General features: G+C 43.8%; 17 protein-coding genes. 14 read left to right on the top strand and 3 right to left on the bottom strand.

Annotated elements, in window-relative coordinates:
* Window positions 1-161: 161 nt before the first annotated feature.
* Window positions 162-1,004, top strand: a complete 843-nt coding sequence (locus tag MHH49_RS03700; RefSeq protein ID WP_076099019.1) for an SDR family oxidoreductase — start codon at window positions 162-164, stop codon at window positions 1,002-1,004.
* Window positions 1,005-1,029: 25 nt separating this feature from the next.
* Entirely contained in the window at window positions 1,030-1,533 is a 504-nt protein-coding gene (locus MHH49_RS03695; protein WP_341137898.1) for a GNAT family N-acetyltransferase, read from the top strand.
* A 17-nt stretch (window positions 1,534-1,550) separates the two neighbouring features.
* Here the strand turns inward: MHH49_RS03695 and MHH49_RS03690 are convergent, their stop codons facing one another.
* The gene (locus MHH49_RS03690; protein WP_076272025.1) at window positions 1,551-1,895 is read right to left on the bottom strand and encodes a winged helix-turn-helix transcriptional regulator; all 345 of its coding nucleotides are present in this window, start codon (window positions 1,893-1,895) and stop codon (window positions 1,551-1,553) included.
* Between the two features lie 91 nt (window positions 1,896-1,986).
* Here MHH49_RS03690 and MHH49_RS03685 point away from each other — a divergent pair, with 91 nt between their 5' ends.
* The 10 genes from MHH49_RS03685 (at window position 1,987) to MHH49_RS03640 (ending at window position 10,128) form a co-directional block, all read left to right on the top strand.
* On the top strand, window positions 1,987-2,247 hold the full coding sequence (locus MHH49_RS03685) for a YqkE family protein (protein ID WP_341137897.1): 261 nt from the start codon (window positions 1,987-1,989) through the stop codon (window positions 2,245-2,247).
* A gap of 228 nt (window positions 2,248-2,475) precedes the next feature.
* A complete protein-coding gene (locus tag MHH49_RS03680) occupies window positions 2,476-3,423 on the top strand; it encodes an ABC transporter permease (RefSeq protein ID WP_036681839.1) in 948 nt (315 codons plus the stop codon).
* A 2-nt stretch (window positions 3,424-3,425) separates the two neighbouring features.
* Complete coding sequence (locus tag MHH49_RS03675) at window positions 3,426-4,370, top strand: iron chelate uptake ABC transporter family permease subunit (RefSeq protein ID WP_036681842.1); 945 nt, start codon at window positions 3,426-3,428, stop codon at window positions 4,368-4,370.
* A complete protein-coding gene (locus MHH49_RS03670; protein WP_076147449.1) occupies window positions 4,364-5,119 on the top strand; it encodes an iron ABC transporter ATP-binding protein in 756 nt (251 codons plus the stop codon). The genes MHH49_RS03675 and MHH49_RS03670 overlap by 7 nt, the downstream gene beginning before the upstream one ends.
* Before the next feature lie 122 nt (window positions 5,120-5,241).
* Window positions 5,242-6,243 (top strand): siderophore ABC transporter substrate-binding protein, encoded by a 1,002-nt coding sequence (locus MHH49_RS03665; RefSeq protein WP_341137896.1) that lies wholly within the window; start codon window positions 5,242-5,244, stop codon window positions 6,241-6,243.
* Window positions 6,244-6,409: 166 nt separating this feature from the next.
* Window positions 6,410-6,913 carry a sigma-70 family RNA polymerase sigma factor gene (locus tag MHH49_RS03660; protein ID WP_341137895.1) on the top strand — a complete coding sequence of 168 codons (504 nt, stop codon included), beginning with the start codon at window positions 6,410-6,412 and terminating at the stop codon, window positions 6,911-6,913.
* Complete coding sequence (locus MHH49_RS03655; protein WP_038569190.1) at window positions 6,906-8,099, top strand: anti-sigma factor; 1,194 nt, start codon at window positions 6,906-6,908, stop codon at window positions 8,097-8,099. The genes MHH49_RS03660 and MHH49_RS03655 overlap by 8 nt, the downstream gene beginning before the upstream one ends.
* 202 nt (window positions 8,100-8,301) lie before the next feature.
* Window positions 8,302-8,808, top strand: coding sequence for a metallophosphoesterase family protein (locus MHH49_RS03650; protein ID WP_036681852.1), 507 nt, complete (start codon window positions 8,302-8,304; stop codon window positions 8,806-8,808).
* Between the two features lie 102 nt (window positions 8,809-8,910).
* A complete protein-coding gene (locus tag MHH49_RS03645; RefSeq protein WP_341137894.1) occupies window positions 8,911-9,372 on the top strand; it encodes a GNAT family N-acetyltransferase in 462 nt (153 codons plus the stop codon).
* Window positions 9,373-9,405: 33 nt separating this feature from the next.
* Complete coding sequence (locus MHH49_RS03640; protein WP_339211550.1) at window positions 9,406-10,128, top strand: HAD family hydrolase; 723 nt, start codon at window positions 9,406-9,408, stop codon at window positions 10,126-10,128.
* A gap of 321 nt (window positions 10,129-10,449) precedes the next feature.
* Here MHH49_RS03640 and MHH49_RS03635 read toward each other — a convergent pair whose 3' ends face one another.
* Window positions 10,450-11,556, bottom strand: a complete 1,107-nt coding sequence (locus tag MHH49_RS03635; protein WP_076272021.1) for an FAD:protein FMN transferase — start codon at window positions 11,554-11,556, stop codon at window positions 10,450-10,452.
* Window positions 11,557-11,729: 173 nt separating this feature from the next.
* Window positions 11,730-12,662: a glycosyltransferase family 2 protein gene (locus tag MHH49_RS03630; RefSeq protein WP_076099014.1), complete on the bottom strand. Its 933-nt coding sequence runs from the start codon at window positions 12,660-12,662 to the stop codon at window positions 11,730-11,732.
* 235 nt (window positions 12,663-12,897) lie between these two features.
* Between MHH49_RS03630 and MHH49_RS03625 the strand changes: the two genes are divergently transcribed.
* Together MHH49_RS03625 and ltrA are read left to right on the top strand one after the other, a co-directional pair.
* Window positions 12,898-13,620 carry a DsbA family oxidoreductase gene (locus tag MHH49_RS03625; protein WP_076099013.1) on the top strand — a complete coding sequence of 241 codons (723 nt, stop codon included), beginning with the start codon at window positions 12,898-12,900 and terminating at the stop codon, window positions 13,618-13,620.
* Window positions 13,621-14,235: 615 nt separating this feature from the next.
* A complete protein-coding gene (gene ltrA / locus MHH49_RS03620; RefSeq protein ID WP_341137893.1) occupies window positions 14,236-15,498 on the top strand; it encodes a group II intron reverse transcriptase/maturase in 1,263 nt (420 codons plus the stop codon).
* The last annotated feature ends 71 nt before the right edge of the window (window positions 15,499-15,569 follow it).

The following is a 15,569-nucleotide window of genomic DNA, read 5'->3' as shown; positions in this document are numbered from 1 at the left end:
GACCAGACGCACCTGACGAACTATAACTATCGTTGGCTAATCATGACATGAAGCTTTTCTTAACCCTACTAGTTGGTGTAACATATCTTTAAATATACTTCTCCTAAGGTTAGGCTAAAGCTTATTCGGGTACGGTTGTTGAGAGAGGAGTGATTCTTGGAATGAGAGGAACAATCGCACTTGTTACCGGAGCGAATTCCGGTATGGGGCTGGCTACAACAGTTGAACTGGCTCGCAAGGGAGCCAAAGTCATTATGGTTTGCCGTAATCGCCAGCGGGGAGAAGAAGCACTTGCTGCCGCCAAACAAAAGAGCCACTCCGAGGATATCGAGCTCATGTTGTGTGATCTGGCTTCACTTGAGAGCATTCGCAGCTTTGCTGAGGAATTTACTATGAAATATCCGATGCTAGACATACTTATCAATAACGCCGGGGTAGTCACGATTAAGCGTCAGCTTACGAAGGACGGCTTTGAGATGGATCTTGGCGTAAATCATTTGGGGCATTTTCTACTTACAAATCTGTTACTTGAGTCGTTGCAGGCAGCAGAGCAAGGCCGTATCATTGTGGTTGCCTCCGGTGCTTACAAAATAGGTGCGCTCCATTATGAAGATCCAACCCTGGCTCGCCGTTTTAATCCTGCAAAAGCCTATGCCCGATCCAAGCTAGCCAATATTCTGTTCACGCGGGAGCTGGCTTCGCGTCTTCACGGAACAAGGGTGACGGTGAATTGCTTGCATCCAGGTGCAGTGGGGACGAATATAGGTGTAAACCGGCAGACAGGCTTCGGCAAGTCGGTACTTAAGTTACTCTCATACTTTTTCTTAACACCTGAACAAGGCGCCGATACAGCGATTTATTTGGCTACAGATCCTGATCTTGAAGAGGTAACCGGTCAATATTATTATCGAAGAAAGATTAAACAACTGTCTCCCAGAGCGCAGAATACAATAGAGGCCGAACGGCTGTGGCAATGGAGCCAGGAGCAGGTCGGCCTGAGTTAATTAACACATTTGGAGGAATTAAGGGATGAATTGGGAGAACAGCAGAATTGAAGATGCGACATCTGCAGACTTAGCAGCTATTGTAGATATTTATAACTCAACGATTGCTGGGAGGATGGTAACTGCAGATCTGGAACCCATTACTGTTGCAGACCGGGAGAAATGGTTTCTTGAGCATAACAGCCATCACCGTCCCTTATGGGTACTGAAGCAAGGAGATGAAATTGCAGCATGGTTCAGTTTTCAATCTTTCTATGGTCGTCCAGCGTATAATGCAACAGCAGAAATCAGCGTATACGTGAATGAAAAGTTCCGTGGTGGTGGTGCTGGCAGAATTCTTCTGACAGAGGCCATTGAGAAAGCCCCTAGTCTCGGAATTAAGAATCTAGTCGGCTTTGTGTTTGGACATAATGTTCCAAGCCTTGGTTTGCTGAAAAAATTTGGTTTTAAAGAGTGGGGAATGCTGCCTGGTGTGGCTGAACTTGACGGTATAGAGCGTGATTTAGTCATTGTAGGCCTTAAAGTCTAAAATACCAGATAAAACGCTTACATTTTGAGAGTTGGATTTAGGCTATCGGTGTCGCAATCGACCCATTCTTTGGACCAACTCTGTAAGTCTCGGATGACTGATTCCAGGGCAAGACCTTTATCCGTCAAAGAATATTGGATTCGCACGGGGGTCTCTGGGAACACTTCTCGAAGAACGATCCCTTCCTGTTCCAGCTCTTTGAGCCGTTCGGAGAGCAGTCTTCCACTGATGGGCAATGCCGCTTCAATTACATTGAAACGTTGGGGTCCTTGAAGGAGCTGGTAGATAATTAAACCAGTCCAACGCCTGCCGATAATATCCATACTTTTTTGTAGCCGGGGACATAAATCATTGGACTTCATAGGGCTCACCTCTTAGTAAACATTATAAACGAAAAGACCAATAACTTAAACAAATTCCAATTTAATTCAGTACTAGAAAGGATGATGGACAGTGGCTAAAAAAAAGAAAATGCCTACCACACCAAGAGCCGCTACGAATGATGGCCCTGCTACGTTAAAAGACCTGCTAAGCAGTGATGTTCTAGGAAAGCTGAAGGCGCAATCTGATGCGTTGAAAGCGGAGGAAAATGACCGTAAAGAAGCTGCCCGTAAGGCAGTGGAATATCAGCGCAAGGCTGAGCAGAAGCGGTTGGAGAATGATTTTGCACATCTGCTGGAGAACAGTAATCAGGATTGGAAGAAATTTAAATAAATCCTATGGCTTCGCGCTAAAAATATGGCAGAGATTAAAGAGGCACCCGTTAGGGTGTCTTTTTTTATGTAACTTAAGCAGATAAGCCTAAGTCTTAATTATTTTAAATTTAAGTATATGAAAGGGTTGACCCTCAAAGTGGGCTTAGGTATAATTTAAAACATTGCGAATGAAAATCATTATCATAAAATCGCATTTGTAAACTATTAAACAGATAAGGAACAACTCATGAAACTAAAATATTTGTCCCTACTTCTAATAGTATTTTCATTTATTTCTTTGTTTATAGGCGTTAAAGATATATCCCCATTAGATCTCTTTCATCTTACGGAATCTCAAGCACAGACCTTGCTGGTAAGCCGGATTCCCCGGTTAGCCGCATTGATTATCGCTGGAGTCAGCATGAGTATTGCCGGATTAATTATGCAACAGCTGTCACGCAATAAATTCGTCTCACCGACTACGGCAGGGACGATGGATTCCGCAAAATTTGGTATTCTCGTATCCCTCATGTTATTCACAGGCGCAACGCCAATGCAGAAATTGCTTGTTGCTTTTGTTTTTGCGCTATTGGGCACCTTTATTTTTATGAGAATCCTGGATCGGATCAAGTTCAAGGATAGTATTTTTATCCCGCTGGTCGGACTCATGTTCGGCAACATTGTAGGCTCGATTACAACATTTTTTGCGTATAAAAATGATTTGATTCAGAATATCTCATCTTGGATGCTTGGGGATTTCTCGACGATTATCAAAGGCCAATACGAATTAATTTATATCAGCATTCCACTTGTCATTCTGGCGTACCTCTTCGCTAATAAATTTACGGTAGCCGGTATGGGCGAGGATTTCTCCGTTAATCTTGGCATGAACTACAAAGCGGTGGTCAACGTGGGATTGGTAATTGTAGCGTTAATCTCTTCTGTTGTCATTTTAACCGTAGGTACGATTCCATTTCTGGGTCTAGTAGTACCTAACATTGTAACGTTGTACATAGGGGATAACCTCAAAAAAAGTCTGGCGCATACAGCCATTCTCGGAGCGGTGTTCCTCCTGTTCTGCGATATTCTGGGCAGGCTCATTATCTATCCATATGAAATATCAATCAGTCTCACGGTAGGCGTCATCGGTAGTGGTCTGTTTATCTACTTGCTGATGAGAAGAAAGGCGAACTAGAGATGAAGACAAAACTAACTATATTATCAATAAGTGCTGTCGCCCTCATCGTCTTGTTTATGACGTATCATGCTTTGGGAAATTGGGACTACGTTCTGCCCAGCCGGGGAAGAAAGCTGGCGGCCATTCTGATTACCGGAGCTGTGATAGCTGTCTCTACCGTAGTTTTTCAGAGCATCACGAACAATCGTATTTTGACACCAAGTATTCTCGGGCTCGATTCCCTGTACATGTTAATCCAGACGTTCGGTGTTTATGCCTTAGGTTCATCGAATATGACCTTTATGAATAAAAACATCAACTTCTTGTTCTCTGCGTGCCTCATGGTCCTGTTTTCAGGCGTATTGTATAAGCTAATGTTCCGTAGGGAAGGACAAAATATTTATTTCCTGCTGCTGGTAGGGCTGATCATGGGGACGATGTTCCAGAGCGCGTCTTCTTTTATGGAAGTGCTTATTGATCCGAACGAATTCCTGATTCTACAGGGGAAAATGTTCGCCAGCTTCAACAATGTCAGCAGTGACCTATTGATTCTTTCCACCATTGTTCTGACGCTAACTACGTTGTACTTCCTGCGATTTGTTAAGTATTTGGATGTTATTTCGCTTGGAAAAGACGAAGCCATTAATCTGGGGATCAATTATGACTATGTAGTCAAAAGGCTGCTAGTTATTGTATCTATCTACGTTTCGATCTCGACGGCTTTAGTGGGGCCAATCACTTTCTTAGGTTTGTTGGTAGCTAATGTAGGACACCAGTTGTTCCGTACCTATAAGCATGCCTATCTGATTCCTGGAACGATTCTGCTGAGCATTGTTGCGCTTGTCGGCGGGCAGTTCCTGGTCGAACGTGTTTTTGGATTCAATACTACGGTTAGTGTGATTATCAATTTTGCAGGCGGCGTTTACTTCGTCTATCTGCTGTTAAAGGAGAATAAGTCGTGGTAGAAGTTAAAAATTTAACCAAACGTTATGGCGGAGTAACCGTCGTTGATGATGTGTCCTTGTCCATTAAAAAGGGCGCAATCACCTCGTTTATCGGACCAAATGGTGCGGGTAAAAGTACACTGCTCTCCATGATCAGCAGACTTATCTCCAAAGACGCGGGAGAGGTGCTGATCGAAGGTAAGGAAATCGGTACCTGCAAAAGTAATGAGCTTGCTCGTAAAATATCGGTATTAAAGCAGTCCAATCATATTAGCGTACGCCTCACTGTGAAGGAGCTCGTTTCTTTTGGGAGGTTCCCGTATTCACAGGGGAAGCTGAGCTCTGAAGATCGGGCGTTCGTTGACGAAGCGATTGCTTACATGGATCTCCAAGAGATGCAGGATAAATATATTGATCAGCTCAGTGGAGGGCAACGCCAGCGGGCATATATTGCCATGGTCATGGCTCAGGATACAGAGTACATTCTGCTCGATGAACCGCTCAACAACCTTGATATGAAGCATTCCGTCCAAATTATGAAGGTGCTTCGCCGCTTGGTAGACGAGAAGGGGAAGACGATTGTGCTCGTTATCCATGATATTAACTTTGCTTCTTGTTACTCTGACTACATTGTTGCGCTTAAAAATGGAAGAGTAGCTTCCTCGGGTACAGCGGATGAAATTATAGATTCTGCAGTTCTTAAAGAGGTATATGACATGGACATTCCTATTGAAACTATAGGAGGCCGAAAAATCGGTGTCTATTTCTAAAAAGGTAACTATTACTATGCGGATATTATTATGACGTAACGTAAGAAGTGAAAGGCGCCAGCTTCTTAACGCATACGCGAATAATTCAAATAGCTTCACTATAAAAATTAGGGGTGAATACGTTGAAGAAGAACTTATCTTTACTGATGATGACAGTATTTCTTGCGGTAATCTTGGCGGCTTGTGGCTCCAATAATGCAGCAACTTCAAATAACAACACAGCAGCAGGCAATTCGGAGGCTACTACTGCACCAACAACGGAAGCAACTACAGCACCGACAGAGCTTACTTTCAAGCATGCGCTTGGCGAAACAACTATCAAAAGCAATCCGCAAAAAGTGGTTGTTTTTGACTTCGGTACACTGGATACGCTGGATAAACTGGGCGTAGAGGTGACTGGAGTGCCTCAAAGTAATGTACCGGCTTATCTCTCTAAATATAACGATGCTAAATATGAGAATGTTGGTGGTTTGAAAGAGCCTGACTTCGAAAAAATAAACAGTCTTTCTCCGGACCTGATCATCATTTCCGGCAGACAACAGGATTCTTATGAAGAATTCAGCAAAATTGCACCTACTCTGTATGTGGCTGTAGATAATGCAAACTATATGGAATCTTTTACGAATAACGTGAAAATGCTGGGTCAAATTTTTGGAAAAGAAGCAGAAGTAGAAACTGAGCTTGCGACTATCAATGATTCCATCAAAGCTTTGAATACGAAGGCAACAGCTGATGGCAAAAAAGCACTTGTTATTCTCGCGAATGAAGGAAAAATCAGTGCTTACGGTGCAGGTTCCCGTTTTGGGATTATCCATGATGTGTTCGGATTTGCACAGGCAGATGATAAAATTGAAGTATCCACTCACGGACAAAGCGTATCTTACGAATATGTAGCGGATAAGAACCCGGATTATCTGTTTGTAGTAGACAGAGATGCGGTTGTGAAGAGTGATGGCGGTGAATCCGGTTCAGCTAAAAAAGCAGTTGAAAACGATCTAGTGAAGAATACAAATGCCTTTAAAAACGGTAAGATCATCTACTTGGATCCTAACTACTGGTATTTGTCCGGTGGCGGTTTAATATCCGTTAGCGAAATGCTCAAAGAAGTTGAAGTTGTTCTGTAAGCAGAGTAACTTGGTGAATTAAAAAGCCTGTTGGCGGGATTAATACTCCTTGCCAACAGGCTTTTTTCGCTTTTTTCCATCGATTTACTGGTATATTCATACTAGTTGCTAAATTTATCTGTAACTTTTCAGGCTGGGATACGTGGTTAGGTTAAGGGGGGAGTGCATGAAGCGAAATTCATTGGATGAAATATATCAGATGTATGTGATGGATATTTACCGCTATTTGCGCTCCCTTTGTGGTGATCATTATGCGGCTGAAGATTTGATGCAAGAAACCTTTTATCGCGCTTATCTACATTTGGAGAATTGTAAAGAAGAGAAGATTAAACCATGGCTGTTCCGTGTCGCTTATAACGCCTTCGTAGATTATAAGCGAAAGGAAGGCCGCAGTACAGTTCAGAGTGAGGATTATTTCAAAAAGCTTGCTCATCCAGATACCACAGAAAGCACACTGCTTCATCAGGAACGTTGGGAAGAGATGAGGATAGCGGTAAGTGAGCTACCGGACAATCAGAGAAATGCACTGCTGCTGCATGATTTTCATGGGCTGAGTTATCGGGAAGCATCGGACATTATGGATGTGGGCTTGTCCCAATATAAGATATTGATCTTTCGGGCCAGACAGAAGCTGCGTGAGGCAGAGCGGAGGAGAAATGAATATGAGTGAAGAGTTTAAGGAGAAGTTAAGAAGGTATGGCGAAGGCACTCTTGCTGATGAGGATAGGGATGAGGTTGAGCGTGAGTTAGAGAAGATGGAAGCTTACCAGGCTTATCTGGATGAACTCATGGGCGAAGAAAAGCCGGCTCCAGATGAGGAGAAGAGCATAAAATTCGGAAAGGGTAAAAGAAACAGACCCGGCAAAGAAAAAAAGATCATCCGCCGTGGCAAGTGGAAAGCACGTATATCGAATACTTTAACGGTGATTTCTGCGTTTTTGATTTTTTTGATTGTCAGCAGTATCATCACAGCGGTATTTTATAGCACTGGAGAAAGAGGAGAGACTTACCGTGATGTCGTTTCTTCCGCAATTGCTGTTTCACAGCCAAATACGATCGTCCATTTGAGTAGCGATTCCGGACCGTTTTTTAGTATGAATCTGCAGGGTGAAATAATAAAACAAATTGGTGATGCGCGGATTAATGTTGGAGATTATTCGATGAAGTTTCTATTAGGCTGGCCTAGAATCTATAGTTATTCATGGACATATGAACGCAGTGGGACAGGTAATTACTTTATCTATCCCATTGAGAACCAGTCTGCAGAAAATAGGATGGATGACAGCAGTGAGTGGGAAAAACTAGAGAAGCTCCCTGAAGGTACGGTAGGAGAAGCCTATTTGTCTTTTGAACAATTTTTTACGACAGATGAGCTATTGAAGAAGTTTCAGCATAAAAATCTTGAACTTTTATGGTTCGCAGCAGATACAGGTCCAAGGACACAAGAGCCAGTAATAAATGATCCCTTAGGATTTCCAAGTATGCCTATCTGGCATGCTGATGATATGAAGGTGACACAAGAATCAAAGAAAAAGTGGGGTTGGTTTGGAGGGGTGACTAGCCGCACGAGTGTTTCTCCATCTGTTGACTCATATGGGGATGGTGAACTGCGTAATGCGAACTTCCTTAAGACACTGCACTTAATGCAGGAGCATAAATCGATCGCCAACAAGGTAATTCCGTTTATTGATCTGGATGACTCCATTAGCTATCTGGAGAAGAACGGAGTTAGGCTGTATGGAGCTGTCGTAACCGGTCCGGTTAAAGAGTTGCTCAAGTTAAAGGAAGAAAAATGGGTCAGTAATATTCATGTTGAAGAAGTAAGATTATGGAATTGGCAGGATAGAGAGAACTGAGTTGGGATGCTAAATACTGTAGAAGGTAGTAAGCGTAAATGATTTCTTCGTAATTACTTAATGGCAGTCGGATATGCCCTGTGTTAGTGGGGTGTACCCGGCTTTTCTGTGTGGGAGAAGTCACAGAACTTGCTTCTCGTTTAAGCAAATCGTACAATTATTTGAATATGAGATGAGTATGATAGATTAGGAGCTGAGTTATATGAAAGTAGGCGTGGTATCAGATACACATATGACAAGAATGGCTAAGTCTCTGCCCAAAGCGCTTGTTGCTGAATTCCGGAATGTAGACTTGATTCTGCATCTTGGAGATTGGGTGAGTATGGGAATCTACGATTTGTTGGCTGAATTAGCTCCAGTGGAAGGGATTGCTGGAAATAACGATGGAATAGAGATCATTGAGCGTTTCGGGGAGCGTAAGCTGCTAACGCTTGAGGGAGTCCGGATCGGAATGGTCCATGGGCATACGCCACACTCCCGCAAAGGAACGGACGGGAATGCGCTGCTTGCTTTTGCGAACGATAAGGTGGATTGTATTCTTTTTGGTCATTCGCATCAGCCTTTATTGCGGGAAGAGAATGGGATTCTGCTCTTTAATCCAGGATCGCCAACAGATAAACGACGTGAGAAACTGTATTCCTTCGGAATTTTGGATATCGAAGAGGGTAAAGTCAGTGCCCGGCATGTGTTCTACGATTCCAAAGAATAAGAATAATTGTCCAAATGATCTGGCGTTCGCTCCATGGTGCACGGTACGGCTGAAATATACAATAACGTTAAAACGGCCCAAGCCGGAAAGTGAGCGCTGAGGATGAACAACTATCGTATTGAACGTGTGATCTATGATGATTTGGAACGGCTTATCCCATTGTTTGATGAGTATCGGGTATTTTATGGGGCAGTCTCTGATCTGGATGGTGCACGTGCTTTTTTATCAGATCGATTGAAGCTGAACGAATCGGTAATCTTTATTGCGGTGGGGGGAGAAGGCGAGGAGAAAAGAGCGTGGGGCTTCACTCAGCTCTATCCCTCTTTTTCATCGGTTTCTATGGAGCGTCTCTGGATATTGAATGATCTATATGTAACTGCGGAACTGCGAGGCCATGGGCTCGGCTCCAAGCTGCTGGAAAGTGCCAGAGCTCATGCGCTCGCTACGAATACGAAGGGCTTGTCCATGACAATAATGACGGCGAATGTGGGGGCACAGCGTTTATATGAAGCGCATGGCTACATTCGGGATGATGATTTTTATACCTATAACCTTTTTTTCTAAAGCTAGAGAGAAAGATGAGTAAGGGGCGTTAAAGTGGATACAAGTAATAAGCTGGCAATCTTTTTTGACCTTGATGATACTTTATATGATCATTTGGTTCCTTTTAAAGAAGCGGTGCGTCAAGTGCTTAGACCGGATGAGAACAGTCTGGACTTTGCAGAATTATTTTATAAAGTAAGACATCATAGTGATGTATTATGGCCTATGTATTTACGTGGAGAAATTCCGCTGGAGGAAACTAGGGTACGCCGATTGGAGCTTGCTTTTGCAGAGTATGGTTTACAGCTTGATCGTGACCAAGCCACGGCGGTACAAGCGGCATACATTGGCCGTCAGTACACCATTCAAATGATAGATGGAGTCCGGGAGCAATTGGAAAGGTTCATTGCTGCTGGTCATAAAGTAGGCATCATTACGAATGGACCCAAAGATCATCAAATGAAAAAGATTCGCGGATTAGGTCTGGATCAGATGATCCCCGAGGAGATGATTTTTATTTCTGACGCGGTAGGTCTGGCCAAACCAGATCCGCAACTCTTTTTGCATGTAAATCAGAAGTCTGGCACTTCACCAGACCATTCACTTTATATAGGCGATACCTGGGCTAATGATGTAGTAGGAGCGCTTGCGGCTGGCTGGAAGGTCTGCTGGTATAATCCGAGAGGCAGACAGCCGGCTACGGATCATAGGCCTAGTTATATTTTTACGAATTATAAGGAATTTAGCGAGTTGCCTTTGGTGCTGCAAAAATCTTGATCGGGAATTAATTAGGGAAAAACTCCCTGAAATTAACCGGTTAGAGCGCGAAATTGAGGTTATTGGGGAATTCCTCCCTAATAAAACCGAAATAAACATGTTTATAGCCATATTCGGGTGATTTTTAGGGAGGTTTTCCCTAATCGAAGGTTTACCTTGAAAAAATCTAATGATTTTAGGGAGGAATTCCCTAATTATCAGGCTGCTGGGCGATGAATGGGCAATGAATATCCCTCAGCCACGCCAAAGAACCTTTATCCACAACAAAAGAGCTTGCCTCCCAAAGCCAACAACGGCCTTATGGGGGCAAGCTCTTTTCGTTTAATCAGCGAAGCTGTACGTAGGATCAGTCAGATTCATTCTTTCTTTAATGCCTGGTGTGGCGTAGATTTTGTTGTCATCGGTAATAAAGAAAGCTTCTACATCTTCAGGTAACGACTCCAGATATTTCATACCTTCTTCGATCCCCATCAAGAACACCCCAGTGGACAAAGCATCCGCATCTGTTGCATTAGGGCTCATAATGGTCAAGCTTTTGAGACCGTTCTGAGAAGGGTAACCTGTGCGTGGATCAAGAATATGGTGATAACGAACATTGTCTTGCATAAAATAACGTTCGTAAACACCAGAAGCATCGATGACCTCATCCGCGATTTTAATCGTTCCTAGTTGTGTGCCGCGGCTTTGGTCAGGGTCTTGCAGACCAATATTCCAATCCGTTCCGTTTGGTTTCGTACCTAACGCAATAATACTGCTGCCGCCGAGGTTGATCATTGCACTGTTAAGGCCTTGCTCTTTTAAATAATCAGCGATACGGTCAGCAGCATACCCTTTGCCGATACCTCCAAGATCCAGTACCATATTTTCCTTCAGTAGCTTCACGGTCTTAGCAGCTTCGTCAATTTCAACGTCCCTGTAATTGGTTAGGCTCTTGGCTGCATCGATAGATGCTGGATCAGGGACTTTATCTCCGCCACTACCGATGTTCCAGAGGTCGATCAGCGGACCAATCGTGGGATCGAATAGCCCGTCCATTTCTTTTGCATATTGCACGGATTGTTTTACAACATCTAAGGTCTCGTCCGAAACGACAACCGCTTCTTTTCCTGCTGCTTGATTGACTGCGTAAACCTCGCCGCCTTCTTTTGTACGGCTAAGCTCCATATCCATTCGCTCCAGCATTTGCTGGATATCATCCATATTTTTTTGGGCTACATTTTCTCCGAACACTTTGATATTCACGACCGTGTCATAGATATAAAAGGTCTGTGAGAGTGACTTGGCTTCGCCTTTTCCTGAAGCTGTTGCGCCACCCGGTGTTTCCGTCGCTTTGTCATCCTTATTTTTAGTAATTAGCCAAGCGCCGACAGCTATGACGACGATGACGATAACAACGAGGATCAACGTCGTTTTTTTGTTCTTGAACATATTCCACCATCCATAAAGTTAGTTTCTAAAACACATTATTACTATCATACCCTAGATCAGAAGTTGATGGAAATTAATTTCATGGCGTATTTACGTACAACTCCGTCTGCACGAAAAAAAAGCCCCGCAATCTGATTCGGAGCAACGCTGTGGATATAGAGGTAGCTATTAAGCTAATCTAGCATGTATTCACGGTATTTGTTTTTACGAGGATTCATTACGAAAAGGATTCCTTTGGCATAACCGCTAACGGCTTTAAAATTTCGTTTGAGAGTTTCTTTACCTGTAAGACAGGTTAACGTCCAGATCAATGCGGCATAATTCATAGGGGGTGCTTTACGTAAGTTGAGCAGATAATAATGATTGATGGCAGTAGCTCTTGCAACAACGCCCGCCTTATCCCGAGAACCCGGCGACTCATGATGAATGATTTTCATAGCCGGGTTAATGACAAGCTTGCCATAACGGCTAGCCAAATGGGACAAGTAAATATCCTCGGCAATGGAGTAACTTGTCATCCAGGGATAGGGTTTCATATCTTGTAATGCTGAGCGCCGGAATGACATATTACAGCCGTGAAAAAAATCGGTCTCAAAAACCTGCTCCTTCTCTCCCCAGAGGAATAGGGAGCCTGCAAACATGCTTGGGGATAATCTGCCCGGGGATCCGGACATTTGTCCGGTCAGCATGCCAAACAGCCGGCCCGGTTTGCTGCTGCGCATGCCTTTTGCCACACCGCCTACACCGACAATTGAATCGTCCGCTGCATAAGTATCAAGTAATCGTCGAATATATAAGGAATCATCTAATTCTGCATCATCGTCTAAATGAAGCACAATTTCAGCATTTACTAGTCCAAGTGACTCATAACGGGAAAGCCAGAGTCCCGGATTAGTCTTACGATGATATCGAAACTCAGCCTGTGGCAATTTGTTCAGTATGTTACGATAATAGGTTAATCTCTCTACAGGAATCTCACCGTCATCTACAATCCAGAGCTCGATGGAGACATTCTCTAGCTCTGTCTGCTTGCTTATAGACTCTATGCACACTGTAAGGTCGTTTATACGGTTACGGGTAGGTATCACTATAGATACATCATGCATATGGGGATCTCCCTTCGGAATTCTGGTGTTAACTTTATTCTATCTGCCCAGAAGGGGAGCGTATATACCACTTTCGTTTACTTTTTGCTTTAACATTCACGTCTATAAATGTCATTTTATTAAAAGTTAAGTTTGTAATTTTGAGTTTTTAACTATATAATAGTAAGCGACGTATATTTAGTTATTACTCTTATATGACAGCTACAAATTATCAATAATATTAGGAGGTTTTTTCGTGAGAATAGATATCTGGTCCGATTATGCATGTCCTTTTTGTTATATTGGCAAAAGACGTTTGGAGAATGCGCTAAGCCAATTCCCGAACCGTGATCAAGTAGAGGTAGTATTCCGTAGCTTTCAACTGGATCCACATGCAGAGGTAAGTACAGACAAGAGTATTCATGAGCTGCTGGCTGCCAAATACGGGATGACCGTCGAAAAAGCAAAAGCAATGAACGCACAACTAGCGGAGCAAGCTAAAGATGTGGGTTTGGAATTTAATTTTGATACAGTAAAGCATACCAACACTTTCGACAGTCACAGACTGAGTCATTTTGCAAGCACAAAGGGAAAAGGTGCAGAAATGTCCGAACGTCTGCTGCGCGCCTACTTTACGGATTCATTAAATCTTGGAGATCGCAGTGTACTGGCTTCACTCGCTGCTGAAGTTGGTTTAGATCAAGTGGAAGCTGCGGCAATGCTGGAAACGGATGCTTTTGCGAATGAGGTTAATGGCGATATTGAAGAAGGAAGCCGTCTTAATATTACCGGTGTACCTTTCTTTGTATTCAACAATAAATATGCTTTATCTGGTGCACAACCAGGTCCTGTATTTACAGAGGTACTGGATACTGTGTGGGCGGAGGAACAAGCAGGACCAACATTACAAGTGGTTGGTAAGGGGAATTCTGAAGTATCTACCGATGATGGCTGCGCAGATGGATCTTGCAATATTTAAAGTTTGGATTCGAGTAAAACAAAAGAGCTGAGGGAGCCCTCAGCTCTTTTTTGTGTGCGCCCAGCATGGGCGCTATCTATAGGGTTGAAGTCCTGAATGGCGAAGGCAGTAGTAGCCATTAGCTTAAGGCAAGGGTGTCCACCGCGAGGTGGAATCTGAAGGAAGCCAGCGGCAAATCTCCGGTCTGAGGAATACGAACTTCATACAAGGCTAACGTAGGCTGGATGAGGTTGCACAACAAACCAAAGTCCATACTGCCAAAGGCGTACGAGAGTAAATGAAGCAGATAGATGGAGAGGAAGATAGCGTTCTTACCTGGGGAGATCTGTGTGATAGGCGAGTATACTTCGTAACCCTACTTGTGAGAGTAGGCTGAGTGCACAGAAGTCAGCAGACGCCATAGTACGCAAGCTGTTGCAACAGCTGCGGAAGGGCTGAACATGGAATAGGATTTATACATCCAGGCGTTCAAGATGAGCGATGAATGCAGAAAAAAATCCGAAAGGACCTGACTGAAGAAGGAAACGGTGAATCCCGTGGGGGTCTTCAGCAGGGCGGAGTTCATCTTTGGCACAAATGGAAGGTATAAATCACGTAAAGAGAGGTTAAAAAAAAATGTTGGAGCAACTGCTATCACGGGAAAATCTTCTGCAAGCCTTAAAGCGTGTTGAAGCGAATAAAGGAAGTCATGGCGTAGATGGGATGTCCGTAAAATCCTTACGAGAACACATCGTACAAAACTGGCAGACCTTGCGGCATGCCATAGAAGAAGGAACCTATGAACCGAGCCCCGTGCGCCGAGTCGAAATCCCGAAACCCGGTGGCGGAGGTGTTAGGTTACTAGGAATACCTACCGTGACAGATCGAATGATTCAACAAGCAATCGCGCAGGTGTTAACTCCATTGTTTGATCCAGAGTTTTCCGACCATAGCTATGGATTCCGTCCGAAAAGACGAGGGCATGATGCGGTGAGGAAAGTTCGAAGCTTTATGAAAGAAGGCTATCGATTCGTAGTCGACCTAGACTTGGAGAAATTCTTTGATCGCGTCAACCATGACCGACTGATGATGAAGATTTCGGAGAAAGTGGAGGACAAGAAAGTTCTCCTGCTTATCCGCAAATATCTACAGTCAGGTGTGATGGAGAACGGGTTAGTAACCCCGACAACGGAAGGTGCGCCGCAAGGCGGTCCACTGAGTCCGTTATTATCTAACATTGTCTTGGATGAGCTCGACAAAGAACTCGAGAAACGTGGACACCGCTTCGTTCGTTATGCGGATGATTGCAATATTTACGTGAAAACGCTAAGAGCAGGAGAGCGAGTCAAGACAACTGTCACCCGATTCATCGAGACGAGGCTAAAGCTGAAGGTGAACCAAGTAAAGAGCGCGGTAGACCGTCCCTGGAAACGAAAGTTTCTAGGATTTAGTTTTAGTGTGGACAAAGAACCAAAGGTGAGAATTGCGAAGCAATCCTTACAGAGAGTCAAGGTTCGAATACAGGAGATATCCTCTCGAAAGAGATCGATGAAGATGGAAGAGCGAATCAAGGAACTAAACCACTACCTCATGGGATGGTGTGGTTATTTCTCGCTGGTGGATACCCCAAGTACCTTTCGAGATATGGATAAATGGATACGAAGAAGGCTACGAATGTGCCTCTGGAAGCAGTGGAAGACCCCTAGAATCAAAGTCAAAAGACTTATATCCTTAGGGGTACCTAAGGATAAAGCCTATGAGTGGGGAAATACCCGAAAAGGGTATTGGCGAATTGCAGGGAGTCCAATTCTACAACATGCATTGAATAACCAATATTGGGAAGCCAATGGATTAAAGAGTGTATTGGACAGATACAACTTCTTACGGAATATTTCATGAACCGCCGTATACCGAACGGTACGTACGGTGGTGTGAGAGGTCGGGGGCTAGCCGCCCCCTCCTACTCGATT

The organism is Paenibacillus sp. FSL F4-0122 (genome assembly GCF_038002845.1).
GTDB classification, from domain to species: domain Bacteria; phylum Bacillota; class Bacilli; order Paenibacillales; family Paenibacillaceae; genus Paenibacillus_AQ; species Paenibacillus_AQ odorifer.
This window is presented reverse-complemented; position numbering and strand designations above follow the sequence as displayed.